We start from the raw sequence: 24828 nt of genomic DNA, 5'->3' as shown, positions 1-24828 counted from the left end.
ATTCTACAATAAAAATTTAAGATATAATATCACTGTTCATTGTAATGTAAACTTAAAATAGGGTTGTATTTACATTAGTATAAATTCAATACATTGTTTCATTTCGCTTTTAGCATAAGTGAAATCTGCCATTTTTTTACTTTCTCCAATATGGATAGGTATATTGTTAATGCGGTTTGTTAAATCTTTAATAGGCATAGCTTCTAAAGTATTAAATTCATCTTTCCAATACTCTAAATGCGAAAGTCTATCGTTTTGAAAACCTGTTGTTTTTCGGTCATTATCCGTTCTAAAAAAACTTATTTCACCAATAAGCATATTTACGTTTTCGAAATCGATAATAATCCCATCATAAATTAACTGCGTATAAAAAGCGTTCTTAAAAATTTCTGAAATATTGCTTAAATCCTTCGCTTTTATATCTGTTAAAATTACAGAGTATTGTGTTTTTGCATTAGCTACAAGCCAACACTTTTTCCTATTAACATGAAAAACAGTGGCATTCCATTTACCTAATAAACCTAACTTTTCTGTAGGTTTTGTTTGAATAAGTTTTTTAATAAATTTTTCTAATTTAATAGATGTGTGTATTGGGGTTTGCATAATCTATAAATTGGTTTAAAATTTAATGTTCTCCATAACCAACATCGTCCATTTTACCTCTAAAAACTTTATACTGTATAAACATATATACTGCAACTAAAACAATAGCGATAGCAAACCAATAGACGCCAACAGATAAACCATAATCATCTGCAGCGACGTTGTAAAGCGTTAAATCTGGATTAATATCGTTAGTTGATGGTAACACTTTTGGAAATATTGAAGACACAGTTGTGGTTAAACCGCCAAATAGAAATAGCGACGAAAAGATAAAGCCATGACCATCTTTTTTGAATGATTTAATTCTGAATAAGCCAAATAAACCGGTTAATGTTATAATAGGAAACAACCATAACCAAGGATATTCAAAGAAATTATGAAATGGTTGTGGTTCAATTAAATGCCAAATTAAAATAGAAATAACAACTAAAGCTAGAAGTACAATGTTTAGGTTAAAAATAACTTTTCTAAGCTTTTGATTTATATCGGAATTGGTTTTAAAAATAATCCAATTAGCGCCATGTATTGCTAAAGAAACCACACCAATAACACCTAGTAAAAGGGTAAACCAATCTATAACTCCCAACTCTTCGGCATGTGGACTAAATGTTGGATTCCATAGCGGTAAAAAGAAAAAGTGTGCTTCGTGAGTAGAAACACCATCGACCACATTACCTAAATTCACACCACGAACTACGTTACCTAACGCGACACCAAAAAACAATGCTAATAAAAGGCTAGAGATACCAAAGGCTTTATCCCAAATGGCTTCCCACATGCGGTTATGCACTTGTCCGCGTAACTCCAAACCTATGGCTCTAAAAATAAGCAACCATAAAATCATAATTAATGGTAAGTAAAAACCACTAAAAGATGAAGCATATAATGTTGGAAAAGCAAAAAACAAAATACCACCAGAAGCAATAAGCCAAACCTCATTAGCATCCCAGAAAGGTCCAATAGCATTGGTTATAGCTTTTTTATCTTTTTCTGTTTTAGCAAAGAATAAGTGAATAATACCTGCTCCAAAATCGTAACCATCTAAAATTACATAAACTGCCAGCATGGTCATTAAAACGATATACCAAAATAATTCCATAATTAATGTGTGTTGTTAAGTTGTGGTCCCTTGTTAATTATTTTTCCTGCAAGCATTAAAAACAGTAAACCTAAAAGCAAATACAAACCAATAAAACCAAGTAAAGTAAATAATGTGTTTCCTGCAGATACGGTTGGAGATGCGCCATCTGCAGTGCGCAATAAATTATAAACCAACCAAGGCTGACGACCTAATTCGGCAGTGTACCAACCCGTTGTATTTGCTATATATGGAAAAGGAAGCATAAATAGAAGCGCCCACAAAATCCATTTTGTTGTATATAGTTTTTTTCTAAAAAGTTGTACGGCCGCTAATAACATTAAACCAATAAAAATAGTCCCTAAACCAACCATGATATGGTAAGAATAGTAGAGCCCAGGTACGTTTGTAGGATGGGTACGTTTATCAAACTCGTTTAAACCTTTAATTTCTGCATTCCAATCTTGATAGGTTAAGAAACTCAAAATATTAGGTACCGCTATTTTATTGTCAAGCTTTTGCTCCAACATATTTGGTTGGCCAATTAAAACAATTTCCGAGCCGCCATCTTCAGTTTCAAAAATCCCTTCCATTGCAGCAAAGGTTACAGGCTGATGTTTTACAACGTTTTTAGCCACTAAATCTCCTGTTGGGAAAGCCACTAAAATACTTGATACTAAACCAAACCCAACACCTGTTTTAACAAATAGTTTTCCAAATTCACTATGCTTATCATTCAATATATAAAATGCTCCAATAGCTGCTACCACAAACGATGCAGTAATTACTGAAGCCATTTGATTGTGCAAATAAGAAGGCAACAACCAAGGATTAGAGAATAAGGCACCAAAATTATTAAGCACGAACCTTCCATTCTCTAGAATTTCATAACCTACAGGGTGTTGCATCCATGAATGCGTAGCAATAATTAAATATCCACTAGCCCAAGACCCTAAAAAGACTAAAAAACCAGTAACAAAATGGAGCTTATGCCCAAGTAACTTTTCACCAAAAATAAAAAGTCCTAAAAATGAAGATTCTAAAAAGAAAGAGAACATACCTTCCATGGCTAACGTTTGACCTATAATTCCACCTGTAAGTTCTGAGAATTTAGCCCAATTGGTTCCAAATTGAAACTCCATTGGGATACCGGTAACAACACCCATAGCGAAATTTAAAGCGAAAATTTTCATCCAAAACTTAGCCGCGTCGTTATATTTTTCAATATTAGAGTAAAGATATTTTCCCTTAAAATAGACTACCAATAATGATAATCCCATGGTTAATTGCGGAAATAAATAGTGAAAGGTAATGGTAAAAGCAAACTGCATTCTATCATAAAAAAGCATATCCTCCATAAAAGCAATAATTTATATTTGTTGCCGACGAAATTATTCGATTTTACGCTATAAAACAGTAACTTTTGTTACATATAAAAAGCTTCAGTAATTAATATAAAATCACTAATTCATCAATTTAAATTAACTACGAACAAAGTTAATGATTACCTGTTGTTTTCTAAGTATAATTTGAGCGAAATAAAGCCATAAAATCGATATTTATCAAAAATTCAAAGAGTATAATCTATATTTTAATTATTGGTAAAATTGATAAAAATCTCGTCGATAGAATTAGGACTTTAGTATAGTGAATTGCCTCAAACTTCTATTACTATTTTATAATGGAGCATTTAGTATCAATTTTGGTGTGTAAAACAAAAACACCTCAAAAAAATGAGATTATATATTTTTATTGCAAGTTTACTATTTGCACAAATTTCAATCGGGCAGGAAGTTCTTAAGGAAATCTCTTCTAAAGTATGGTCACTAGAAGATTGTATTAACTATGCCATCGCTAATAATATTAGTGTAAAAGACGCTTCTTTAAACAAAGACCTTGCAGAAGTTGATTATAGCAACGCTAAATCGTCTCGATTACCAAATTTATTTGGTAGTGCATCGCAAAGTTTTTCAAACGGAAACACGATTGACCCTATCACCAGTAGCTATGTTACCGATCAAATACACAGTACTAATGTGGGTGTGAATAGTTCGGTAACCTTATTTCAAGGGAATCAAATAAATAATCAAATAGAACAAAGTAAAATTCTTTTAGAACAAAGTAGCTTTATAGAAGAAGAAGCAAAAAACAGTATCGTAATTAGCATATTAGAAAACTATTTACAAACACTATACAGCAAAGAAGATATAGTTATTGCTGAAAACAATTTAGAAGCCTCACAAAAGGAAGTATTACGTGCCAAAGCGCGTTTAGACGCTGGCACTATTGCTTTAAGTGACTATACCGAAGCGCAAAGCCAAGCTGCTACCAATCAATACAATGTAATTAGCGCTAAAAATAATTACCAACAATATATAATCGATTTAAAACAACTACTAGAATTTTCTCCGATGGAAACTTTAGAGATTGAAACCATTGATGAAAACATGAATTTAATAAACCTAGAGTTAGACAAAATTTCAATCTATAATAAGGCTTTAAATTATTTACCAGAAGTGGAAGCAAGCAAACTAAACCTTGCTGCTAACAAGAAAGCATTAGACATTGCTAAAGGAGGATATTTACCAACATTATCCCTTAACGGAAGTGTAGGTTCTGGATACACTAGTATTAATGATAATACGTTTTCGGATCAGTTTGATGTAAATTTTAATCAGAAATTAAGCTTATCATTAAGCATACCAATTTTTAATAGAAATGAAACAAAATCGGCCGTAACCTCTGCAAGAATTAATATTGAAAAAGCTGAAATACAAAAACAAATAACAGAAAAAATACTGTATAAAAAAATTGAAACAGCTTATCAAAATGCATTATCGGCTCAAGAACAAATTATTGCAGCAGAAGCTTCTAAGGATGCATCGGAACAGAGTTATAAACTTGCTCAAAAGAAATATGAATTAGGCGACTTAAGCACTACCGATTTAGTGATAAGTCAAAATACATATACCAACGCACAACAGAATTATTTACAAGCCAAATACTTAAATATTTTATACCACCAACTATTACAATTTTATCAAGGAAACGATATAAAACTATAATACCCATACCATCATGAAAAATAAAAAAAATATCATAATAATAAGTGCCATACTAGTTGTATTGGCTATTGTAGGTTTCAGTTTAATAAACGGAGACGATGCTATTATTATAGAACCAAAAACCGTTACTGCTAAAAAAGCAAATGTTACCACAATGGTTACCGCAACGGGAACTATAGAGCCTATAAACCAAGTAGATGTTGGTACGCAAGTGTCTGGTGTTGTAGAAAAAATATATGTAGATTACAACAGTATTGTTAAAGAAGGCCAGTTAATTGCAGAATTGGATAAAACCAACCTCAAAGCATCTACAACACAAGCACAAGCAGCTTATGATAATGCTATAAGTCAAAGAAATTATACTAAAACCATTTACGACAGACAAAAAACATTATTTGACAATCAGGTAATTAGTAAATCTGACTTTGACGATGCTGCATATAATTACGAAACAGCAAAAGGTACAGTAACACAGCGTTATTCTGATTTACAATCAGCTAGAACCAATTTAGGCTATGCTAATATTTATTCGCCTATAGATGGTGTTGTATTATCTAAAGATATTGATGAAGGGCAAACCGTAGCTGCAAGTTACAGCACGCCAACTTTATTTACAATTGCTCAAGATTTAAAAGAAATGCAAGTCGAAGCAGATGTGGATGAGGCTGATATTGGACAAGTTCAAGAAGGCCAACGTGTTGAATTTACAGTAGATGCTTACATCGGAGAAACGTTTAATGGTATTGTAACGCAGGTAAGACTTGACCCCACAGTAACCTCAAATGTAGTGACTTACACCGTAGTAGTTAAAGCAGATAATGAAGACTTAAAATTAAAGCCAGGATTAACTGCAACCATATCTATTTTTACTTTAGAGCTCAATGATATATTGACAGCAGAAGCGAAAGCCATTAATTTTAAGCCAGAACAGGAAACACTAAATATATATAACACCCATCATAATTTTTCAACGGTTACAGGCCAAGTTTTAGAAAATAACAAAACATTATGGATACTAGCTAGCGATAGAAGTATAACTCCGAAAACAGTAACATTAGGTGCAAGTGATGGTGTTAATGTTCAAATTTTAAGTGGTCTGTCTGAAGGAGACGAGCTTGTTTATAGTTTAAAAGGTGTGTCAAAATCTGAAGCTACCGGTCCACCGTCAGGAACTAACGAAAGTCCATTTATGCCACAACGTCCGGGAAGTAAAAAAAAATAAACAGCCATGAGTAAAGAAATCATTAAAATAGAAGATTTAAAACGTGAGTTCACCATGGGAACAGAAACGGTTCATGCTCTAAGAGGGATTTCCTTCACTATAAAAGAAGGTGAATTTGTTACCATCATGGGATCTAGTGGATCTGGTAAAAGTACCATGCTTAATATTTTAGGCTGTTTGGATCAACCAACTTCAGGGATTTATGAAATTGATGGGGTAAGCGTAAAAGATTTAAGCCGAAATGAATTGGCTACCATTAGAAACGAAAAAATTGGATTTATTTTTCAATCCTATAATTTATTGGCTAGAACATCGGCAATCGAAAATGTAGAATTACCACTTTTGTACAATAATAAAGTATCTACAGAAGAACGAAGAGAACGTGCTATAAAAGCTTTAGAAATGGTTGGTTTGGGCGATCGATTGCATCATACACCATCGCAACTTTCTGGTGGACAACAACAACGTGTTGCCATTGCAAGATCGTTAGTAAATAATCCTGTTATGATACTGGCGGATGAAGCCACAGGAAACTTAGATACACGTACGTCTTACGAGATTATGTCACTATTTCAAGAATTGAATAAACAAGGTATTACCATCACGTTTGTAACACACGAGCCAGATATTGCTACGTTTAGCAGTAGAACAGTTGTATTAAAAGACGGTGAAATTATGCAGGACTATCAAAATCATAATATCCAATCAGCAGCAAAGGAATTGGCTAAATTACCTAAACAAGACGATTAATTATGAGACTATTAAATTTATTAAAAATCGCAACAAAAGCAATCATTCTTAATAAAACAAGAACGTTGCTTACCATGTTAGGCATCATTATAGGTGTAGCCTCAGTAATTGCTATGCTAGCCATTGGTGAAGGCTCTAAAGAAAGTATACGTACAACAATTTCAGCTATGGGCTCTAACATGATTACCATTAGACCTGGAGCCGATGATAGAGGTCCGGCAAGAGGAAGCGGAGGTGATGTACAGACTTTAACACTTGACGATTACGAAACATTAAAAAAAGAGGCGCCTCTATTAAGCTATATTACCCCAGTTGTAAACGGCGGAGGGCAAGTGATTAATGGGGCTAATAACTGGCCAAGTACTATTTATGGTGTTAATCCTGAATATTTAAACATTAAAGTAGTCGATTTACAAAGCGGAAGTATGTTTACCGACGCCGAAGTTCAAACAGCTTCAAAAGTGGCTCTTATTGGGCAAACGGTAGTTGATAACGTTTTTCCTGATGGTCGGGAACCTGTTGGACAAATGATTCGATTTAACAATATCCCGTTTAAGGTTATTGGTGTTTTAGAAGAAAAAGGAGAAAATACTTTTGGTCAAGATCAAGACGATGTGGTAATTGCGCCTTATACAACTGTACAAAAACGTATTTTGGCCATCGATTATTTAAATCAAGTTATGGCGTCAGCTGTTAGTGAAGATGATGCACCAGAAGCCGTAGAACAGGTCACAGTCATTTTGCGCGAGCAACATAAATTAATGGATAATGAAGATGATGATTTTTCGGTGCGTTCTATGGAAGAATTGATTTCTACATTTAGCTCAACAAGTGAAATGCTAACCATTCTATTAGTGGCTGTAGCTAGTATTTCCCTATTAATTGGAGGTATTGGCATTATGAATATAATGTACGTTTCGGTTAAAGAACGGACTAAAGAAATTGGTTTACGCATGGCTGTAGGAGGAAAGGGCTCCGATATTTTAATGCAATTTTTAATTGAAGCTATTTTAATAAGTATAACCGGCGGTGTTTTGGGTGTAATATTAGGACTTGGAGCAACTGTTTTTATCGAAAAATTCTTAAATTGGCCTACAAGTGTGGCCTTATATTCTATAGTCATTTCATTCGCTGTATGTGCTGTAACAGGTATCTTTTTTGGATGGTATCCAGCAAGAAAAGCATCAGCCTTAGACCCAATTACCGCTTTACGCTACGAATAGTAAATTATGTATAAAAATAAAACAATAACAATAGTATTACATGTACTGGTATGGCTAACATTAGTTTGTTTGCCATACTTACTATCGTTTGGACAAGAACAGAATATTTATAGAATTATTGCTCATTTTTGGATTCCAATGGTGTTTTATGCTTGCATTTTTTACATTAATTATTTTGTTCTTATAGATCGTATTTTATTCTTAAAGAAAACAATGCAATTCATTTTAATTAATATTGTCATTATTGCTTTATTCATTTTTTTAAGAGAGCAGATTGAAGTTAAGTTTTTTGAAGAACTTATTAATAAACCTGATAAAGCGGATGATGATGGCCCACCTTTTAGAATGTTTGTTTATATACAAATGTTGTTTTTCATGGTGCCTTTATTGTTTTCAATAGCCATGAAAACTACCAAACGTTGGGTGAAAACAGAAGCAGAGCGAAAAGAAACAATTAATATTAAACTAAAGTCAGAACTTCAACATTTACATTATCAGCTACAACCACATTTCTTTTTTAATTCGTTAAATAATATTTATGCGATGGTTGATATTTCGCCAGATCAAGCTAAAACTTCAATACATAGTTTAAGCAAGTTGATGCGTTATATGTTGTATGAAACAAATGATGAATCTATTCCATTATCAAAAGAAATCGATTTTATGAAAAGGTATATCGATTTGATGAAACTTAGGGTTTCAGATAAAACGGTGGTTAATTATAATTTCCCAACGGAAGAAACAGGAGTTATAATTGCACCATTATTATTTATTTCATTAATTGAAAATGCATTTAAACACGGCGTATCTGCAAGCAAAACGAGTACGATTGATATTACCATGACTTGCGAAGAGAAAATAGTAATATTCACCATAGAAAACGATAATTTCCCTAAAAAGACAGACGATAAAAGTGGATCTGGAATAGGCATTCAAAATATTGAAAAACGGATAGAATTACTTTATCCAAACAAAAATAATTTTAAAACATTTGTTAAAGATGATCGTTTTGTTGGACATTTAGAAATTGATACGAACTAAATTATGAGCAATATAAAAATTACCTGCGTTATTGTAGACGATGAGCCTATGGCACTTAATTTAGTAGAAAGCTACGTTGAAAAAACGCCTTTTTTAGTTTTAAAAAAGAAGTGCAGTAGTGCTATTGAAGCTATGGAGTTTATTAAGCAAGAACCTGTAGATTTACTGTTTTTGGATATTCAAATGCCAGACTTAACAGGCTTGGAGTTTTCTAAAATGTTACCAAAAGAAACACGTGTGGTTTTTACAACTGCTTTTGATCAGTATGCGTTGGAAGGTTTTAAAGTTGAAGCCTTAGATTATTTATTGAAGCCTTTTGATTATGCCGAGTTTCTAGCAGCGGCAAATAAAGCAAACCATTGGTTTACATTATCAAAAGGAAAGACGCAAAACGAAGTTTCCGAAGGAAAGGAATTTCTTTTTGTAAAATCGGAATACAAGCAACTACGTATAAAGCTTTCTAATGTCTTGTATTTTGAAGGGTTGAAGGATTACATTAAAATTTGGTTAAAGGATAATCCAAAACCTATTTTAACTTTAATGAGCTTAAAATCTTTACAGGAAGAATTACCAGAAACTCAGTTTTTACGTGTGCATCGCTCTTTTATTGTGTCATTAAAAAACATTGAAGTTATTGAGCGTAGCCAGATTATTATCAACGACCAACGTATTACGGTTTCTGAGCAATATAAGCCTGCTTTTCTAGAATTTGTAAATAGTAATTCAATATAATTTATAGGATTAATTTCATCTTTATATTTCCAAACAATCCGCTATGAAACTATTCCGTAAATTAAGAAGAAACCTAATAGCCTTCGGTAAGTTTAAGTCTTATTTGGTATATGCTATTGGCGAAATTATACTTATAGTAATTGGTATTTCCATTGCTTGGAAAATAAACGATCTTAATGATATTAGAAAAAACAATATTGTAGAACAGAAAATTTACAACAATCTCAATGAAGAATTAAATACAAACTTACATGTATTGAATGCCGTAATTGATGAGTATCCTAAAAGCATCACTTATTTGGAAAACACTTTAAAATATGTAGGCAAACCAACTAATGAACTATCTAAAGGAGCAAAAGATACACTTGTTAACATGATTAATAAGGAGGTGAGTTTACTCGATAGTTCTATAAACTCTATTGTTAATACTACCAAATTTGAAATTATTGAAAGTGTAGATTTAAAAGATTTAATCGCAATTTATCCAAGTAAAATTAAAGTATTCACGAAACAAGATGAAAAAATAAGAGCCATTATTGCGGACAGAGTAAAACCAGTTTTAGAAAAGCACATTTCTTTGGCAGACTTGCTTTCTAATGAAAACTTAAACTATAAACATATTAAAGAATTCGGTAGCAAATCGGATTATAGCGGGTTACTTAAAAATAAAGAGTATCAAAACAGTATTATAGACCGCTTATTACAAACCGAGATTCAGTTAAATAACGCTAAAGTTTTACGTGGAAAAACAAAATTATTAATTACCAAGTTAAAAGAGGAACTAGAATAAATCCATTCGTCTAAAAATCTACTTGTTTAAAAGATGAAATTACGGTGTTGGTATATTATTTTTCTCAAAAGAATAGGGGAGCACTACATTTGTTGAAAATAAATTTAAAAACTATTATGAAAAAAGTAATACTATCTTTAGTCGTTATTGTTAGCTTAACGAGCTGTAACAGTGTAAAAAACATGAATACATCGAGTGTTGCAAGTGCTGCATCCTTATTAAGTTCTTTAAGTTCTAATTCAACAGTTCAGCAAATATCTACCTTATTTAGTTTATTAGATTCTAACAAAGATGAGGCTATTAGTTCAACAGAAGCTATTGGCTCAGTAGCAGAAAATTTTAACGTATTAGATACGGATAGCAATTCTAGTTTAAACTTAACAGAATTAACCGGCTTATTAGGTCTTTTAAAATAAAACGAACGTAATAAAATAGCCTATTTTGCTTTTGCAATTTAGAATAGTAAACCTTTCATAACTATTGATAATATTCAATTTTTGTGAAGGGTTTTTGCTTTTATATTATTTGGTCTGAATGAATTAGCAAGGGTGAAATTTAGATAATTCAGAAATAAAACACAATCAAGTGATTTTACTTACAAATAGTTTTAAATCTATAACTATCTTTAAAGCAGAAAGACACAATACAGATCATGGCAAAAGAATTAGATAAAAAATCAGAATTCACACCTTTTGAAAACATAGGCCTTTGCTTTAGCGGTGGCGGTTATCGTGCTACTTTTTTTGCTTTAGGTGTTTTATCTTATCTCGATCATGTTTCTTATAAAAATAAGTCGTTATTAAAATCTGTAAGAGCATTAAGTACGGTAAGTGGAGGAACACTTACAGGTGTAGGTTATGCAAAGGCTGTGCAGATGCCAGGGTATAATTTTAGAACATTTTTTACACAATTTTATAATACATTTACACCAGAAAACGATGTTTTACTAGAAAGCGCCATTGCTAAATTAGAAAGTGATACCGTTTGGAAAGCAAACCCATATAAAAACAGATCATTAATAAATGCTTTTGCTTTAACGTATTCCGAAATGCCCGTTTTTAAAGGTGCATTCGGTAAATTTGAAAAAAGTAAAATAACGCAGCTAGAGCAAGTTTGTTTCAATGCTACCGATTTTTCATTTGGTTTAACTTATCGCTTTCAAAACCGCGGATATTTTGGAAACAATCCACTATATAGAAACAATCAAAAAGAAATTAATGCTTTACGAAATGAGGTTGAATTAGGAGATGTTATCGCCTCATCATCTTGTTTTCCTGTAGGGTTTGAACCGTTAGTGTTTCCTGACGATTATTTTAAAGATCATGATAGTTCTTCGTATAAAAATTTAAAAGGTTTAGACACATTTATTGAAGGTGTAGGTATCATGGATGGAGGTATAGCCGATAACCAAGGAATAGGCAGCATGATGCTCATTAATGATAGAATGAAAGGTAAGTTAGACCTCATTATTGTTAACGATGTGGGGAGCTATAAAATGAAACCTTGGAAGCAAGATGCTACTAAAATTGAAAAGAAATCGACCGCCAAACGAGTTATAAATAAGGTATTGCAATATTTTTCTATTAAACCCATTTATTGGTCTATTTTATTGGTTGGTTTAGCAATTTTACTTTTAAACAACATGAAAGTTTTTGGCTCAACAGACTATGTAGGCTTATATATTTTAGGTAGCTCACTTTTTGGTATTGGGTTACTTTTAACCGTTTTTGGACTTGTAGCATCGTCAGTTAAAATAGCAGTACTCTCTAGGTTGAAACACCTATTTAATAAGAATATCCCCGAAGCTTTACTCGATGATATTCTAACGTTTGAAAAATTAGATATTAGCTTAATACAAGTGATGCTCTCCAATCGTGTAACATCGGCAATGACGATGATAAACGATGTGTTTTTAAAACAAATGCGACGCGTAAATTACGATTTATTCTACTCTAAAAATCAGTTAAAAAACAAACGTATTACCGCAACTGTTTATAAATTAAACGGTAAAAAATCGCCTTATAAAAATAGTCCTGCTTATAACAAATCTATAAAAGCCCCAAGTAAAAACCTAGAAAGTGTTTGTTTAACGGCTTCCGAAACACCAACCATTTTATGGTGGGATAAAAAAGATATTGTAAAAAACAGAATGCAAACTTTAATCGCTTGTGGCCAGTTTACCGTATGCTACGAGCTTATGGAGTATATTTTGGAATTAAAAGCTGACCCAGATATTAACTTAGATGATTTAACTGAAATAGATAAACTTTATGATGCTCTAGAAACCGACTGGTTGCTATTTAATAATAAACCACTGTGGTTGGTTGAAGATTTTATTAAATAAGTAGAAAACTGATAACAATTGAATAAAACTAAAATAGACTTGTTACAAATAATGCGAACAAAGACTCTTAACTATAATTTAAAAACGAGTTCTATTTCAAATAGTCAAAAAACTTAATTGAAACGAAAACAAAGTGGCACAATTTTACGTGTTTAACACGTAAAATTGAGACTAAAATATTAATAATTACAAATTATTTAAAACTCTCAATAAATTAGATTTACTAATAAATAATTGGTATTCAATATCTATTGCTTTTAATTGACTTTCAATTAGTTTAACTTCTCTATAATTAACCAAAAAGAGAGAGCCTTCACCTAGGCTGAATTTGCGTTCCTCACTATATACAATTTGTTTGTAATCTTTAACAATATCTTGTAAAAGATTAAACTGCGTGTAATACGAATCTATTTCTTGTATGGTAGCATTTACTTTATTTTTCAGGTTAACTTTAGTTGCCGAAATATCAAAACCAATGTCCTGAAGTTTCATTTTAGCTAATCTTAAATCGGCACGTTCCTTTCTTAAAAATAAAGGAAAGCTAATATTTAATCCGCTTTTGTAATTAGCAGTATTAAAATCGTTAGCATTTTGATAATCGCTAGACAGAAAATTATACTGCAAATCTATTTTTGGCAATAAGTTATTTGTTTTTAAACGCTTATCAACAGTTAAGATTTCCTTTTTTATTTGAAGACTTTGAAGTTTAGGGTGGTTTATTATTAATTCTTCCGTGCTATTTAATACAGAACTGTTTAAAATAACATCTATTTTATCAATAGTAGTAATATCCGGAAAAACACCTTCTTCTAACTCTAAAGGAATGTTGTTTTCTATCCATAAATAGTTTGATAGTTCTAAAGCCGATTTAATATACCCAATTTTCGCTTTTTCAAAATCGAGTTTCCTGTTTTTCAAATTAATACTTGCTTCCAAAGTATCAATAGCAGGCTTATCGCCCGCAAAAAAGCTGCTTTTTACATTTTGCAACCGAATATCTGCATTTTTTAGATAATCGTTATAAACCAATTTAGCTTGATGATTCTTTAACCAATTAAAATAGGTAGAAATAGCATTGTATAAAATATCGTTTATTACAAGTTTTTGTTCTGCTTGTGCATATTTTAAATATAATTTAGATTGTTTTAAAGTCGCCATGCGCTCATTGGTTAATAAACCTTTTGCTAAAGAAACTGAAACTCCAACACCATACAAACCATCTTCTGGTGTGTTATATTCCGGATTTAAATAGGTCCCATCGTTATTTTCATAATTAGCTTTAAGCTCTACACCGTACCAAGTAGGGATTTTAAATGTGGTATTTAGCTTATCGTAATAGGTGGTAGACTTAAACTTTTTACGATTATAATCTACCTCCAATTTTGGATCGAAGGCCCCTCTAGATTTCAACAATTTGGCCTCACTTTCTGTCGTGATAAGTTGCGCTTGTTTTACTATGGGATGATATTTTTTTACATAACCCAAATATTCCTCTAATGATAAAACCGCATCGCCTTCTTGTGAAAAACCAATGGAAGACATTAAAAACAATACGATAATGATAAGTTTTTGCATCCTTTTACTTTTTATCTTTTGAAGTTTCGGCTTTACTATCAGGCTTATAAAAGTCAGGAGGGAAGCTGTTTATTTGCCTCCAAAGTTCAAACCAAATAGGTACATCGTTCAACAACGCAATACTTTTAGCTCCAGATCCCACACGAATTGCTTCTGGCCAAGCTACATCGTCAGTATCTGGTTTTAGCAAAACACGGTATTTACCATTAGTACTAATATAATTTTCGATAGCTACAATTTTAGCACCATAAGTTCCATAAGATACATTTGGCCATCCGCTAAAAACAATTGCAGGCCAACCATCAAACTGCACACGAACACTTTCCCCTTTATGAATTAATGGCAAATCTATAGGGCGCACGTACATTTCTACAGCTAAATCATAATTAGCTGGCATAATATTAACCAATTGCTCACCCTCTTTAAAAGTTTCACCAATACCAGCTTTAATTGCTTTATTAATATAACCATCTTGCGGAGCTGTTACAAATAGTAAACTGCTACGCTTAGTATAATTGGCTAAGCTAGTTTCTAGTTTAGATACTTCGGCTTCGGTATCATACCCGCTAGACTGTGCGGTGTATAAACCACTTTCGGCTTTTGCCAATTTATCACCGTAAGTAGCGCTTATTGTAGAGATAGCAATTTGCGCATTTATTACTTCATTTTTAGTACTTAAATACTTGTTTTGCTGAGACATTAACTTAGCCTCGGCTTCTTGTAATTTATTGCGCTTTTCTTCAACATCTTTAACCGCTTTTAAACCTTCTTCTTGTAAAGAGATGGTACGCTCGTACTGCGTGTTGGCAATATCTGCTTTTATTTTAATAGCCTCTAAATCCATACTATCTGTGGTCACTTTTAAATGCGCCTGCAATAATTTGTTTTTGGCCGATTCTAGCTTTAATCTGCGTTCTTGTTGTAATGAAGAAATTTGATTTCCTAATGCTACCACTTTGTTTTTATATGCCGCTACAGACGATGATTTTACATTAAGTTGGTTACCTGTTCGCTCTGCTAAGCGCGAATCGAAATAATCACTCTTTACTTCAGAAATACGAATAATAGTATCGCCTTGTTTTACAAAATCTCCTTCTTGCACAAACCATTCCTCAATACGTCCTGGTATTTGAGACTGTATAGATTGTGGGCGTTGGTTAGGTTTTAAAGTTGTTACCAAACCTGTACTTGTTATGTTTTGTGTCCACGGTAAAAAGATAATCACTACAATAAGAATAGAAAATACCTTTAAAAAATTTTTAAATCGTTTATGGTATTGCACCGTAAAAATGTCTTTTCCAGATTTCAAGGTTTTAATATCTATATGTTCTGAAACGTGATTCTTTGTTATATTCAACATAGCTTACAGTTTATTTATGATAAATCCATTTTTAAGCTCAATATGCTTATTACATTTAGCGTCCCACAGGCCATTATTACTCACAACAACTAAGCTCCATGGGCTTTGTGGGCTGGCTAATAAATTAATAAGTTTTGTAGCTTCTTCTTTGTCAAAATGATCTAACGGATCTTCTAGAATTAAAAGTTTTGGCTGTTTAACCAGAGCTCTAGCTAATATTATTTTTTTCGATATAGTATATGCCATTTGTTTTCCTTCAGGCTTCAAAATAGTATTCAAACCTTTGGTTTGTTGTTGTAAAAACGTAGTTAAATTTAAGCTTTGTAAAACATCATAAATAGTATCATCGCTAATATCTTTATTTCCAAAAGTAATATTATCTCTTAATGTCCCTTCAAATGGCGACTCCTCAGATAGTGACAACCCTAAATTAGATCGATATTCATTTTTAAATAAGCTTTGTAAGGATAAATTGTTGACATAAACATAGCCAGAGGTTGGAGAAATTAATCCCGCAATAAGTTGCAATAGACTAGACTTCCCAGAACCACTTTCACCTTTAACCAAAATCTTGTCTTTAGGCTCTATTGTAAAAGATACATCGCTTAAAATAGGTTTGTAACGGTTTTCAACTAGGTAAGACACGTATTGAAATTCAATTGTTAAATCGGCATCCTTTCTTATGGTTTCACCACTTTGAGACTCTAAAGCCATATCTACTACTTGCCCTAATTTTTCAATAGACGTTAAAACATCATAAAAAGATTCGAGACCTTTAATTAGTTTTTCAACGGAATTAATAATTAAAATAATAATAATTTCTGCGGCTACAAATTGTCCTATATTCATACGTTGGTCTAGAACCAAGAAACCTCCAATTAACAATAAACCTAGAGTTACTAAAACCTTAAAGCCTATTAATTGAATAAATTGAAGCACCAATACTTTAAAGTGCTTTTCTCTAGAGTCCAAATAACCGGCAACCAAACCGTCACTTTTATCTATGGCTAAACTCGTTTTACCCGAGAGTTTAAAACTTATAACCGTTCTAGAAATTTCTTGCAACCAATGCGCTACTTTATATTTAGCTTTAGATTCTTTTAAACTCGTTTCTAAACCACGTCGTGCAGTATATTTAAAAACTACATAAATTAGAAGCAATAATAACAAGCCAAAAATTATAAAAAATGGATGGTAAAAGGAAAGTAGAAGTAATGCAAATATAATTTGTAATAAAGCAGAAGGAATATCTATTAAAATTTTTGATAATCCCTTTTGAATGGTTAACGTATCAAAAAATCTGTTTGCTAATTCTGGTAGATAATATTGACGTAATTCCCGCATTTTAATTTTCGGAAAACGATAACTCAATTCTATAGAGGCACGCATAAAAATACGTTGCTGTATAGTTTCAATAATGCGCATTTGCATTAATTTAAGCACACCCGAAAAGGCGACACCAGAAGTTACTAATAATACCAAAACAACCCAGGATGTAGAAATTTGGGCGCCTTGAAGTAGATTAATTATGGCTTGAATACCTAAGGGAAGCGATAAAGCAACCAAGCCATCGAAAACAGCATAGTATGCTATTTGATAAATATCTTTACGCTCTAATCGTAATAATCCTAAGAAGCGTTTCCAGGGTGACAATGTACTGTTATCCATGTAGTAGTAATGTTTTTAGGGCCAAATCTGTGAAAAAATCGGTTGGTTTTTTATATTCATCGTAATTCGAAATAGATTTAAAATGCGTTTTGATAAAGTGTTGTTTCAAGGCGCCTACAATAATAGTAGAAGCTAAACTTAAAGGATATTCATAGCTGGAGTTGCAATCAACAATAATATCTGATAAACGATGTACAACACGTTTAAAAGGCAGGAATAATCCATCCTTATTTTCTATATCAACATCCTTGGTATGATAAGATTTTGAATTTTGGTCTATAACAATTTGATTCAATAACACCTCGTTAATGTGCGTGTATTTATTATCCTGCTTTGTGGTTCGCGTTACAACATCTATGGCTTGTATAAGTGTTTCCTTCGGGTTATTTATACTATAAGTCTCTAGAACCATTTGGTATTCTAACCAACTCCAATACCAAGAGGTTAGATATAAAAGTATTTTATGTTTACTTTCAAAATAACGATATATAGAACTCTCGTTAGAACCTATATATTTTCCAAGTTTTTTAAAATTGAAATCTTCGAACCCAATCTCTTCAATGAGAATAATGCTATTTTCTATAATTTTTTTTCCTAAAGTAGACGACTCTGGATCTTTCAGGTAAATTCCTTCAGGTAGCTCTATTTTAAATTTTGACAGTAAATCTTTCATTATTGAAACTTGTTTACGCAAATATAATAGTAATACTATCATTTTTACAAATTCTAATTACTAATGGTACCATAGAAAATTCTTATACAAGTTTTTTTTAAGTGTTAAAAACGTTACAACCGCTTTTAAATAGCACTTTAAAGCAAAATAGATTAAAACAAAATGAAACACTTATTACATATGCTAAAGTTTTCTTAAAACTGATTTTTCACCGCAAGTAAATATTGAAACCTTAATCTAAACTTATAAACATAACAATAACAGAATAAAACTGAGAGCATGAAAACAAACAAATTAGAAGTAAAAAGCCTTATCCTTATTTGCATGATTATTTTATCATTCACAGCGTGTGGATCAGACGATAGTAATACCAATGGATCTGATACTGCAGAAATTAGCGACGACTTAGTTTTAAGCGTAGATTCCTCTTTATTTTTAACAAATACATCAGCTGTAACCATTACTACGGTGCCCTGTACATTATCCGATGGAACAACTACGGATTGCTACCAAATAGTCGCTACGAGCACACCATCAGACCATCAAATGGGACCATGGTGCCCTGGAAACATCTCAGACGATGCATCGGCTGGAGGAATTTGGTTAGAAAGTGGAGAAGTTTATGATGTTGATGGTGCTTTTATTGAAAATATGGCAGAATTCTATAACGATGCCACTTGGCATATGTACGATGAAAATGGCGATATATACACTACAGAAACTGAAGATGATTGTGCTAATGCTGCAAACCCTAACGTAGGAGAGGAATATGAGAATTTTTGTGTAGAATGTTTACCATCTTATGTGGCCGATATATCAAAAACATACTTAATACCAATTACTCCAGTAAAGCAAACCACAGCAACAAGTTTTAGTGGTTTTGGACCAGGAGCAGCCGGACCGTCTCAAAGAGGCTTAGCTTTTAATGGTGTTGTTTTCGATGCGCCTGCACCAACTGATGCTATTTTAGGGGCTTATACATTAGCGCCATTTGATGATGCTGGCGGACATATAAACTTAACAGCGGGATACCACTACCATGCCGCTACAGGTGTAAGTACACAAATAGCTCAAGAGGACAACCATGCCGCCATGATTGGGTATGCTATGGACGGACATGGTATTTATGCGCAACTTGATGACGATGGAAACGAACCAACAGATTTAGATGCTTGCCGTGGGCATACAGATGAGGTTAGAGGCTATCATTACCATGTTGATGCACCAGGAAACAACAACTTTATAGATTGTTTATATGGCGCATATGCCAACTAAACACATTTACAAATGCGTGCTGTTTAATGCATAGCACGTATTTTATTTCTTAGTAAAAATTAATTGTACAACACATTCTAATTATGAAAAAAATAGCTTTAGTAATTATATTCCTTACAACATCCCTGCTCATGCAGGCCCATCAGCCAGATATATCAACCACGATGTTAGTACAACAAGAAAATGACACTTGGGTTTTACAAATTACGGGGTCACTAACCGCTTTTCAGCAAGAAGTAAGAAGTCATTTTGCAGAAACGCCGTATAAAACTCCTGAAGAATTTAAGGAAATGGTTATTACGCACATTAAAAACAATATAAGCATAAAGGTTAATAACAGGGAATCTCTCTTAATTTTAGAGCATGGCTTTGTAAAGCTGGGTCACGAAACAAAAGTTGTTTTTCAGGTTATGGGAATTCCTGATTCATTAACATCTATAAACGTTACAAATACTGCTTTTAGAGATATTAATAGAAGCCAAAGTGCTTTAGTACTTCTAAAAAAAGGGTTTAGTAAAGAACATTTTGTTTTAAATAAATCGAACGATTTTGCTTTAAGTCTAAATGTTGAAGATCATAAATTTGTTAAACAAACTGATAATCAAGCTAATTTTTTATCGACAAAAATATTACTTGCGTTGGTAGTGCTTGGGTTAGTGGTTTTTATCTATCAAAAAATTAAAGAAAAAAGACAAGTTCCAATTTCGGTTAAAACTGCCGTGCTAACCATTGTAAAAGATTAATGCTTTAATCTTATTAAAACAACATAAAATTTATTCTTATCTTTAACTATCATATATCTTTTTAAGATGACAGTTACAGATTTTACTATACGTCTTTTTGCGGCCGCCTTAGCAGGATTAGCTATTGGTTTTGAAAGGCAATGGCGGAATAAAACAGGAGGTTTAAAAACTAATATGTTAGTGGCTTCGGGAGCTGCAATATTTGTTTTGTTATCTTTTTTAATAAAGCAAGAAGAAAAAGCTGTAGATGTTACCCGAATTATTGCCCAAGTTATTACCGGCGTTGGTTTTTTAGGTGCAGGTGTTATTTTTAGAGAAGGTGTTAATGTCCATGGTTTAGGCTCTGCAGCTACTATTTGGTGCAGCGCGGCCATCGGTTGTATTGCCGCAACAGGTTTATATAAAGAAACAGCAATCTGTACTGTACTCATACTAATTATAAATTTATCTATAGACCCTTTAGATAAATGGTTAAAAAAAAGAAGATAATTAAGCTTTGAATACTAAAACCACAATGTCGTTTTGATAAAACAAACAATAGCTAAAATTGATAAAAAAATTGGACTTGTTCTTTCTGGCGGTGGGGCGCGGGCTTATGCACATATTGGAGTGTTAGAAGCCTTAAACAAACATGGTATTTATCCCACACATCTTTCTGGTTCAAGTGCTGGCGCTTTAGTTGGTGCTTTGTATTGTACTGGCTATAAGCCATTAGAAATATTAGACTTAGCGAAAAGTCATGAGTTTTTACAAATTTTTAAAATAGGCTTTGTAAACAAAGAGCTTACAGAAATGACACGCTTAAAATCTTTTTTAAATCAATATTTAGAAGATGATTTTAGTAGCCTGAAAATTCCGTTATCCATTTGCGCATCTAATATTAATGTAGGTGCTTTCGAAATTAGATCCTCTGGCAAATTAATAGAATTTATTGCGGCCTCTTGCGCGATTCCATTACTATTTAAACCTATAAAAATTAATAATCACTTATATGTCGATGGTGGTTTGCTTAATAATTTACCTATTGAACCGCTATTAAAAACTTCAGAAAAAATAATAGGGGTAAGTGTTAACGAGCATGAGTTTAAAGATAATATTAGAGGCGCCGTACAAATTACACAACGCTGTTTGCAACTGGCCGTTTGGAGTACAGTACAAGAACGCATAGAAAAATGCGACGTGTCTATACATATCGATAAACACTTTAATTACAGCATGTTTTCTATTAGCAAATCTCAAGAATTGTTCGATATCGGGTATAATCAAGCTATGGACAATATGGATAATATTTTAAAAACTTTAAAGTAATAGGTTCAATCTTAAAATTAACAAGTTCCATAAAATAAATAGGCTAATACATATATTAGGAAGATTTCTAATTTAATGGTATTATCTTCGCCAACTAAATAAAAAGTTTTCAGGTTTCAAGCAGCACATTACACTCTTTTAAACCTACAAAAAGATTAAATCAAGTCGTTGTTATGAGTAAGCCCATTAGTAACCTAGATATAGAAGCTTGTATCGCTACGTTACAAAATTTATTAGAAGACACCAATACACTTTTCGAATTACCCGAAGAGCAAAGAGTAGCTCTTTTTAAAGCTGCAGGCGCCTTAACTCGCCCTAATCGCGATGAGTTTCAACGTCGTAGAAAAGATGCTAAAAAAGCAGCAAAGCGTAAAATGATTGCTAAAGATAAGCATGCTCGAAAATCTACAGGTATTCGTTCGGCAAGAGAATCGGCACTGTTTGTTGCTCCTAAACTATTGGCAGCTGCAGCCATTCCAGAAGATACTCCAGAATTAGAATCGCCTAGAAACTGTTACGTTTGTAAAACGGTATTTACTAAATTACATCACTTTTACGATACAATGTGTACCGAATGTGGTGATTTAAATTATGCCAAACGTTTTCAAACCACAGATTTAAAAGGCCAAGTGGCAGTAATTACTGGTTCGCGATTAAAAATAGGGTATCATATTACGCTCATGCTTTTACGCTCTGGAGCAACTGTTGTAGCAACTACACGTTTTCCTGCCGATTCGGCTATTCGATTTGCTAAAGAAGACGATTACAAACAATGGAGCGACCGCTTGCACATTCACGGTCTCGATTTACGACACATACCAAGCGTAGAAATTTTCTGTAACTACATAGAACAAAAATACGATCGTTTAGATATTTTAATAAATAATGCTGCGCAAACTGTAAGGCGTCCGTCTGGTTTTTATTTCCATTTAATGGAAAATGAAAAATTACCCATAGATCAATTACCAAAATTAGCACAAACCTTACTTAAAGATCATGAGAGTTGTCTAGAAGAAATATCGAGTTTAAGTATAAGCCCATCAAAAACAGATAAAAATAACGTATTACCAGTAACATGGCACGGTCCAGAACCGGGTATTGGATTGCGTAATTCGGCCGAACTATCTCAAATCCCATACAGTTTCGATAACTCATTGCAAACCTCAGAGGTATTCCCAGAAGGAAAATTAGATGCCGATTTACAACAAGTAGATTTACGAAAAACAAATAGCTGGCGTTTAAAATTAGGTGAAATAGAAACTACCGAAATGGTGGAAGTACAACTTGTAAATGCTGTAGCGCCTTTTGTGTTGTGTAACCGTTTATCAAATTTAATGATGAAGGAAAACACAGGAAAAAAACACATTATAAATGTTTCGGCCATGGAAGGAAAGTTCCATAGGTTTAAAAAACAAGATAGACATCCACATACAAACATGGCAAAAGCAGCTTTAAATATGCTTACACATACCTCGGCAGCTACCTTTGCAAAGTCAGGAATTTACATGAATGCAGTCGATACTGGTTGGGTAACCGACGAAGATCCGGCCGAATTGTCTAAGAAAAAGGTAGAAGTTCACGATTTTCAGCCACCGCTAGATATTGTTGATGGTGCCGCGAGGGTAATGGATCCGGTTATTGACGGGATTAATACCGGAAAACATTGGTCGGGTAAATTTTTAAAAGATTATTTTCCTATAGATTGGTAGTCCTTATCTATAAATTGGCACTACCTTTACACAAGTAATTATAAATACTATATTATTATGAGTAAAGGAACAGTAAAATTTTTCAACGACACTAAAGGATTCGGATTTATTACAGAAGAAGGTGTAGACAAAGATCATTTTGTACACATTTCAGGTTTAGTAGACGAGGTTCGTGAAGGCGATGTTGTTGAATTCGATTTACAAGAAGGAAACAAAGGACTAAATGCAGTTAACGTAAAAGTTATCTAAATATATACTTCAAGTTTTAAAAAAGGCCCATCAATTTATTTTGATGGGCTTTTTTTGTTTAAAATTTTAACAGCTTACAGAAACCATTAAAATAATCTCAAATCTCCATCAATAAAACAGCAAATAATCTGTACTTTTCGGAAAAATTAGAAGAACGATGTGCAAAGAAAAATTTATGCAGGAAGCTGTAAATGCAGCTTTAAAAGGAATGAACAACAATGAAGGTGGCCCATTTGGCTGCGTAGTTGTTAAAGACGGAAAAATAGTTGGTCGTGGTAATAATAAAGTAACCTCTACCAACGACCCTACAGCACATGCCGAAGTTACGGCCATTAGAGATGCATGTAAAAACCTAGATTCTTTTCAACTAGATGGTTGCGAAATATATACCTCTTGCGAGCCTTGCCCTATGTGCTTAGGTGCTATTTATTGGGCGAGACCAGATAAGGTTTACTACGGAAGTAATCAGGTAGACGCAGCTAATATCGGTTTTGATGATGAATTTATCTACAAGGAAATTCCGTTACCATACGAAAAAAGAAGCATCCCTTTCGAGCAATTAGCTCGTGAAATCGCTTTAGAACCATTTAATGAATGGTCTAAAAAAATGGATAAAACGGAATACTAATTTGTTGCGTTAAGTCTATTAAAACAATTTTTAACTTAATTATATTTAAGCTTCTATTTACGGAGTATTTCAACTTAATTTAAGTATTTCTAATGATAAATTTAGAAGATCAATTAAAAAACCCTGTTTGGCATTCATTAAAAGAAACGCATAAAAAATTTGCTGTGGTTTCCGATGGTGTACAATTTTATCACCACGAGGTTTGTCCGTTTGGAGCTTTTTTCGATGAAACAAAAACGGCAGAAGCTTCAAGTGAATATGTAAAAAAATCCGATTCATTTTTCTTTGTTTCAGAAAATAAAACCCCAATAATAGACGAAAACAAGGTTGTTTTAGACAGAAAAATTGAAGGTTGTCAAATGGTATTAAATCAACTATCAGATGTTGAAATAACAGAAAATATTGTATTGCTAGACGATAGCTATATTGAAGAAATTTACAACCTAGTTTGGTTAGTAATGCCTGGTTATTACAAAAAGCGAACCTTTGAAATGGGGAATTATTATGGCATTATTAAGGATGGTAAATTAGTAGCTATAGCTGGCCAACGTATGCAAACCGATCTTTTTATAGAAGTTAGTGCTGTTGTTACACACCCCAATTATACAAGAAAAGGATTGGCAAAACAACTAATAGCTCACAACACAAAAGAAATTTTGAAAGTAAATAAACAACCTATTTTACACACAAATAAAGGTAACTTAGCCATTCCGCTTTATCAAAAATTAGGATTTCAGTTAACGCGAGATATGAATTGGTGGTTGTATCATAAAAAATAGAAACACCAGCTAT

24 protein-coding genes are annotated in these 24828 nt (G+C 32.8%); 17 read left to right on the top strand and 7 right to left on the bottom strand.

All coding sequences use genetic code 11. The features are described from left to right. Window positions 1-69 precede the first annotated feature (69 nt). From ACJJV4_RS01540 to ACJJV4_RS01530, 3 genes are read right to left on the bottom strand one after another with little or no spacing between them, the layout of a single operon-like run. On the bottom strand, window positions 70-603 hold the full coding sequence (locus tag ACJJV4_RS01540; protein WP_405291412.1) for a DUF6933 domain-containing protein: 534 nt from the start codon (window positions 601-603) through the stop codon (window positions 70-72). Window positions 604-625: 22 nt separating this feature from the next. Then, window positions 626-1702 (bottom strand): cytochrome d ubiquinol oxidase subunit II, encoded by a 1077-nt coding sequence (gene cydB, locus ACJJV4_RS01535; RefSeq protein ID WP_405291410.1) that lies wholly within the window; start codon window positions 1700-1702, stop codon window positions 626-628. A 2-nt stretch (window positions 1703-1704) separates the two neighbouring features. Next, window positions 1705-3039 carry a cytochrome ubiquinol oxidase subunit I gene (locus ACJJV4_RS01530; protein WP_405291408.1) on the bottom strand — a complete coding sequence of 445 codons (1335 nt, stop codon included), beginning with the start codon at window positions 3037-3039 and terminating at the stop codon, window positions 1705-1707. 375 nt (window positions 3040-3414) lie between these two features. Between ACJJV4_RS01530 and ACJJV4_RS01525 the strand changes: the two genes are divergently transcribed. The 9 genes from ACJJV4_RS01525 (at window position 3415) to ACJJV4_RS01485 (ending at window position 12848) form a co-directional block, all read left to right on the top strand. Beyond that, window positions 3415-4746, top strand: a complete 1332-nt coding sequence (locus ACJJV4_RS01525; RefSeq protein WP_405291406.1) for a TolC family protein — start codon at window positions 3415-3417, stop codon at window positions 4744-4746. Window positions 4747-4759: 13 nt separating this feature from the next. Next, window positions 4760-5968 carry an efflux RND transporter periplasmic adaptor subunit gene (locus tag ACJJV4_RS01520; protein WP_405291404.1) on the top strand — a complete coding sequence of 403 codons (1209 nt, stop codon included), beginning with the start codon at window positions 4760-4762 and terminating at the stop codon, window positions 5966-5968. Window positions 5969-5974: 6 nt separating this feature from the next. After that, a complete protein-coding gene (locus ACJJV4_RS01515; RefSeq protein ID WP_405291402.1) occupies window positions 5975-6718 on the top strand; it encodes an ABC transporter ATP-binding protein in 744 nt (247 codons plus the stop codon). A 2-nt stretch (window positions 6719-6720) separates the two neighbouring features. After that, a complete protein-coding gene (locus ACJJV4_RS01510; protein WP_405291400.1) occupies window positions 6721-7941 on the top strand; it encodes an ABC transporter permease in 1221 nt (406 codons plus the stop codon). A gap of 69 nt (window positions 7942-8010) precedes the next feature. Continuing rightward, window positions 8011-8982 (top strand): sensor histidine kinase, encoded by a 972-nt coding sequence (locus tag ACJJV4_RS01505; RefSeq protein ID WP_405291398.1) that lies wholly within the window; start codon window positions 8011-8013, stop codon window positions 8980-8982. A gap of 3 nt (window positions 8983-8985) precedes the next feature. After that, window positions 8986-9714 carry a LytR/AlgR family response regulator transcription factor gene (locus ACJJV4_RS01500; protein ID WP_405291396.1) on the top strand — a complete coding sequence of 243 codons (729 nt, stop codon included), beginning with the start codon at window positions 8986-8988 and terminating at the stop codon, window positions 9712-9714. A gap of 43 nt (window positions 9715-9757) precedes the next feature. After that, window positions 9758-10504 (top strand): hypothetical protein, encoded by a 747-nt coding sequence (locus ACJJV4_RS01495; RefSeq protein ID WP_405291394.1) that lies wholly within the window; start codon window positions 9758-9760, stop codon window positions 10502-10504. A 116-nt stretch (window positions 10505-10620) separates the two neighbouring features. Then, window positions 10621-10920: a hypothetical protein gene (locus ACJJV4_RS01490; protein WP_405291392.1), complete on the top strand. Its 300-nt coding sequence runs from the start codon at window positions 10621-10623 to the stop codon at window positions 10918-10920. Between the two features lie 236 nt (window positions 10921-11156). Further along, window positions 11157-12848 carry a patatin-like phospholipase family protein gene (locus tag ACJJV4_RS01485; RefSeq protein WP_405291390.1) on the top strand — a complete coding sequence of 564 codons (1692 nt, stop codon included), beginning with the start codon at window positions 11157-11159 and terminating at the stop codon, window positions 12846-12848. A gap of 186 nt (window positions 12849-13034) precedes the next feature. On the opposite strand, the gene ACJJV4_RS01480 is transcribed toward ACJJV4_RS01485, so the two are convergent. The 4 genes from ACJJV4_RS01480 to ACJJV4_RS01465 are packed head-to-tail and all read right to left on the bottom strand — an operon-like array spanning window position 13035 to window position 18124. Beyond that, the gene (locus tag ACJJV4_RS01480; RefSeq protein ID WP_405291388.1) at window positions 13035-14423 is read right to left on the bottom strand and encodes a TolC family protein; all 1389 of its coding nucleotides are present in this window, start codon (window positions 14421-14423) and stop codon (window positions 13035-13037) included. A 4-nt stretch (window positions 14424-14427) separates the two neighbouring features. Further along, the gene (locus tag ACJJV4_RS01475; RefSeq protein ID WP_405291386.1) at window positions 14428-15783 is read right to left on the bottom strand and encodes an HlyD family secretion protein; all 1356 of its coding nucleotides are present in this window, start codon (window positions 15781-15783) and stop codon (window positions 14428-14430) included. 3 nt (window positions 15784-15786) lie between these two features. Beyond that, complete coding sequence (locus ACJJV4_RS01470) at window positions 15787-17451, bottom strand: peptidase domain-containing ABC transporter (protein ID WP_405291384.1); 1665 nt, start codon at window positions 17449-17451, stop codon at window positions 15787-15789. After that, a complete protein-coding gene (locus ACJJV4_RS01465; RefSeq protein WP_405291382.1) occupies window positions 17444-18124 on the bottom strand; it encodes a TetR/AcrR family transcriptional regulator in 681 nt (226 codons plus the stop codon). Before ACJJV4_RS01465 ends, ACJJV4_RS01470 begins: the two co-directional genes overlap by 8 nt. A 279-nt stretch (window positions 18125-18403) precedes the next feature. Between ACJJV4_RS01465 and ACJJV4_RS01460 the strand changes: the two genes are divergently transcribed. The 8 genes from ACJJV4_RS01460 (at window position 18404) to ACJJV4_RS01425 (ending at window position 24815) form a co-directional block, all read left to right on the top strand. Beyond that, complete coding sequence (locus ACJJV4_RS01460) at window positions 18404-19399, top strand: YHYH protein (RefSeq protein WP_405291380.1); 996 nt, start codon at window positions 18404-18406, stop codon at window positions 19397-19399. An 83-nt stretch (window positions 19400-19482) separates the two neighbouring features. After that, window positions 19483-20142 carry a DUF6702 family protein gene (locus tag ACJJV4_RS01455; protein WP_405291378.1) on the top strand — a complete coding sequence of 220 codons (660 nt, stop codon included), beginning with the start codon at window positions 19483-19485 and terminating at the stop codon, window positions 20140-20142. A 66-nt stretch (window positions 20143-20208) separates the two neighbouring features. After that, complete coding sequence (locus ACJJV4_RS01450) at window positions 20209-20631, top strand: MgtC/SapB family protein (RefSeq protein WP_405291376.1); 423 nt, start codon at window positions 20209-20211, stop codon at window positions 20629-20631. 33 nt (window positions 20632-20664) lie between these two features. Next, on the top strand, window positions 20665-21450 hold the full coding sequence (locus ACJJV4_RS01445; protein ID WP_405291374.1) for a patatin-like phospholipase family protein: 786 nt from the start codon (window positions 20665-20667) through the stop codon (window positions 21448-21450). Between the two features lie 173 nt (window positions 21451-21623). After that, window positions 21624-23159: an SDR family NAD(P)-dependent oxidoreductase gene (locus ACJJV4_RS01440; RefSeq protein ID WP_405291372.1), complete on the top strand. Its 1536-nt coding sequence runs from the start codon at window positions 21624-21626 to the stop codon at window positions 23157-23159. A gap of 57 nt (window positions 23160-23216) precedes the next feature. Next, window positions 23217-23408: a cold-shock protein gene (locus tag ACJJV4_RS01435; RefSeq protein ID WP_405291370.1), complete on the top strand. Its 192-nt coding sequence runs from the start codon at window positions 23217-23219 to the stop codon at window positions 23406-23408. Window positions 23409-23565: 157 nt separating this feature from the next. Next, the gene (locus ACJJV4_RS01430; RefSeq protein ID WP_405291368.1) at window positions 23566-24036 is read left to right on the top strand and encodes a nucleoside deaminase; all 471 of its coding nucleotides are present in this window, start codon (window positions 23566-23568) and stop codon (window positions 24034-24036) included. Between the two features lie 92 nt (window positions 24037-24128). After that, window positions 24129-24815 carry a GNAT family N-acetyltransferase gene (locus ACJJV4_RS01425; protein ID WP_405291366.1) on the top strand — a complete coding sequence of 229 codons (687 nt, stop codon included), beginning with the start codon at window positions 24129-24131 and terminating at the stop codon, window positions 24813-24815. Window positions 24816-24828: the final 13 nt, after the last annotated feature.

Origin of the sequence: Algibacter sp. Ld11 (assembly GCF_045066735.1) — a bacterium.
In the GTDB taxonomy this organism is placed as follows: domain Bacteria; phylum Bacteroidota; class Bacteroidia; order Flavobacteriales; family Flavobacteriaceae; genus Algibacter.
The sequence above is the reverse complement of the archived record's forward strand: the minus strand, read 5'-3'. Positions and strand labels throughout refer to the sequence as shown.

Excerpts from the sequence above, each read along its gene's own strand:
- ACJJV4_RS01540 (WP_405291412.1), bottom strand. The coding sequence starts at position 603 with ATGCAAACCCCAATACACACATCTATTAAATTAGAAAAATTTATTAAA.
- cydB (WP_405291410.1), bottom strand. The coding sequence starts at position 1,702 with ATGGAATTATTTTGGTATATCGTTTTAATGACCATGCTGGCAGTTTAT.
- ACJJV4_RS01530 (WP_405291408.1), bottom strand. The coding sequence starts at position 3,039 with ATGGAGGATATGCTTTTTTATGATAGAATGCAGTTTGCTTTTACCATT.
- ACJJV4_RS01525 (WP_405291406.1), top strand. The coding sequence starts at position 3,415 with ATGAGATTATATATTTTTATTGCAAGTTTACTATTTGCACAAATTTCA.
- ACJJV4_RS01520 (WP_405291404.1), top strand. The coding sequence starts at position 4,760 with ATGAAAAATAAAAAAAATATCATAATAATAAGTGCCATACTAGTTGTA.
- ACJJV4_RS01515 (WP_405291402.1), top strand. The coding sequence starts at position 5,975 with ATGAGTAAAGAAATCATTAAAATAGAAGATTTAAAACGTGAGTTCACC.
- ACJJV4_RS01510 (WP_405291400.1), top strand. The coding sequence starts at position 6,721 with ATGAGACTATTAAATTTATTAAAAATCGCAACAAAAGCAATCATTCTT.
- ACJJV4_RS01500 (WP_405291396.1), top strand. The coding sequence starts at position 8,986 with ATGAGCAATATAAAAATTACCTGCGTTATTGTAGACGATGAGCCTATG.
- ACJJV4_RS01495 (WP_405291394.1), top strand. The coding sequence starts at position 9,758 with ATGAAACTATTCCGTAAATTAAGAAGAAACCTAATAGCCTTCGGTAAG.
- ACJJV4_RS01490 (WP_405291392.1), top strand. The coding sequence starts at position 10,621 with ATGAAAAAAGTAATACTATCTTTAGTCGTTATTGTTAGCTTAACGAGC.
- ACJJV4_RS01485 (WP_405291390.1), top strand. The coding sequence starts at position 11,157 with ATGGCAAAAGAATTAGATAAAAAATCAGAATTCACACCTTTTGAAAAC.
- ACJJV4_RS01480 (WP_405291388.1), bottom strand. The coding sequence starts at position 14,423 with ATGCAAAAACTTATCATTATCGTATTGTTTTTAATGTCTTCCATTGGT.
- ACJJV4_RS01475 (WP_405291386.1), bottom strand. The coding sequence starts at position 15,783 with ATGTTGAATATAACAAAGAATCACGTTTCAGAACATATAGATATTAAA.
- ACJJV4_RS01470 (WP_405291384.1), bottom strand. The coding sequence starts at position 17,451 with ATGGATAACAGTACATTGTCACCCTGGAAACGCTTCTTAGGATTATTA.
- ACJJV4_RS01465 (WP_405291382.1), bottom strand. The coding sequence starts at position 18,124 with ATGAAAGATTTACTGTCAAAATTTAAAATAGAGCTACCTGAAGGAATT.
- ACJJV4_RS01460 (WP_405291380.1), top strand. The coding sequence starts at position 18,404 with ATGAAAACAAACAAATTAGAAGTAAAAAGCCTTATCCTTATTTGCATG.
- ACJJV4_RS01455 (WP_405291378.1), top strand. The coding sequence starts at position 19,483 with ATGAAAAAAATAGCTTTAGTAATTATATTCCTTACAACATCCCTGCTC.
- ACJJV4_RS01450 (WP_405291376.1), top strand. The coding sequence starts at position 20,209 with ATGACAGTTACAGATTTTACTATACGTCTTTTTGCGGCCGCCTTAGCA.
- ACJJV4_RS01440 (WP_405291372.1), top strand. The coding sequence starts at position 21,624 with ATGAGTAAGCCCATTAGTAACCTAGATATAGAAGCTTGTATCGCTACG.
- ACJJV4_RS01435 (WP_405291370.1), top strand. The coding sequence starts at position 23,217 with ATGAGTAAAGGAACAGTAAAATTTTTCAACGACACTAAAGGATTCGGA.
- ACJJV4_RS01430 (WP_405291368.1), top strand. The coding sequence starts at position 23,566 with ATGTGCAAAGAAAAATTTATGCAGGAAGCTGTAAATGCAGCTTTAAAA.
- ACJJV4_RS01425 (WP_405291366.1), top strand. The coding sequence starts at position 24,129 with ATGATAAATTTAGAAGATCAATTAAAAAACCCTGTTTGGCATTCATTA.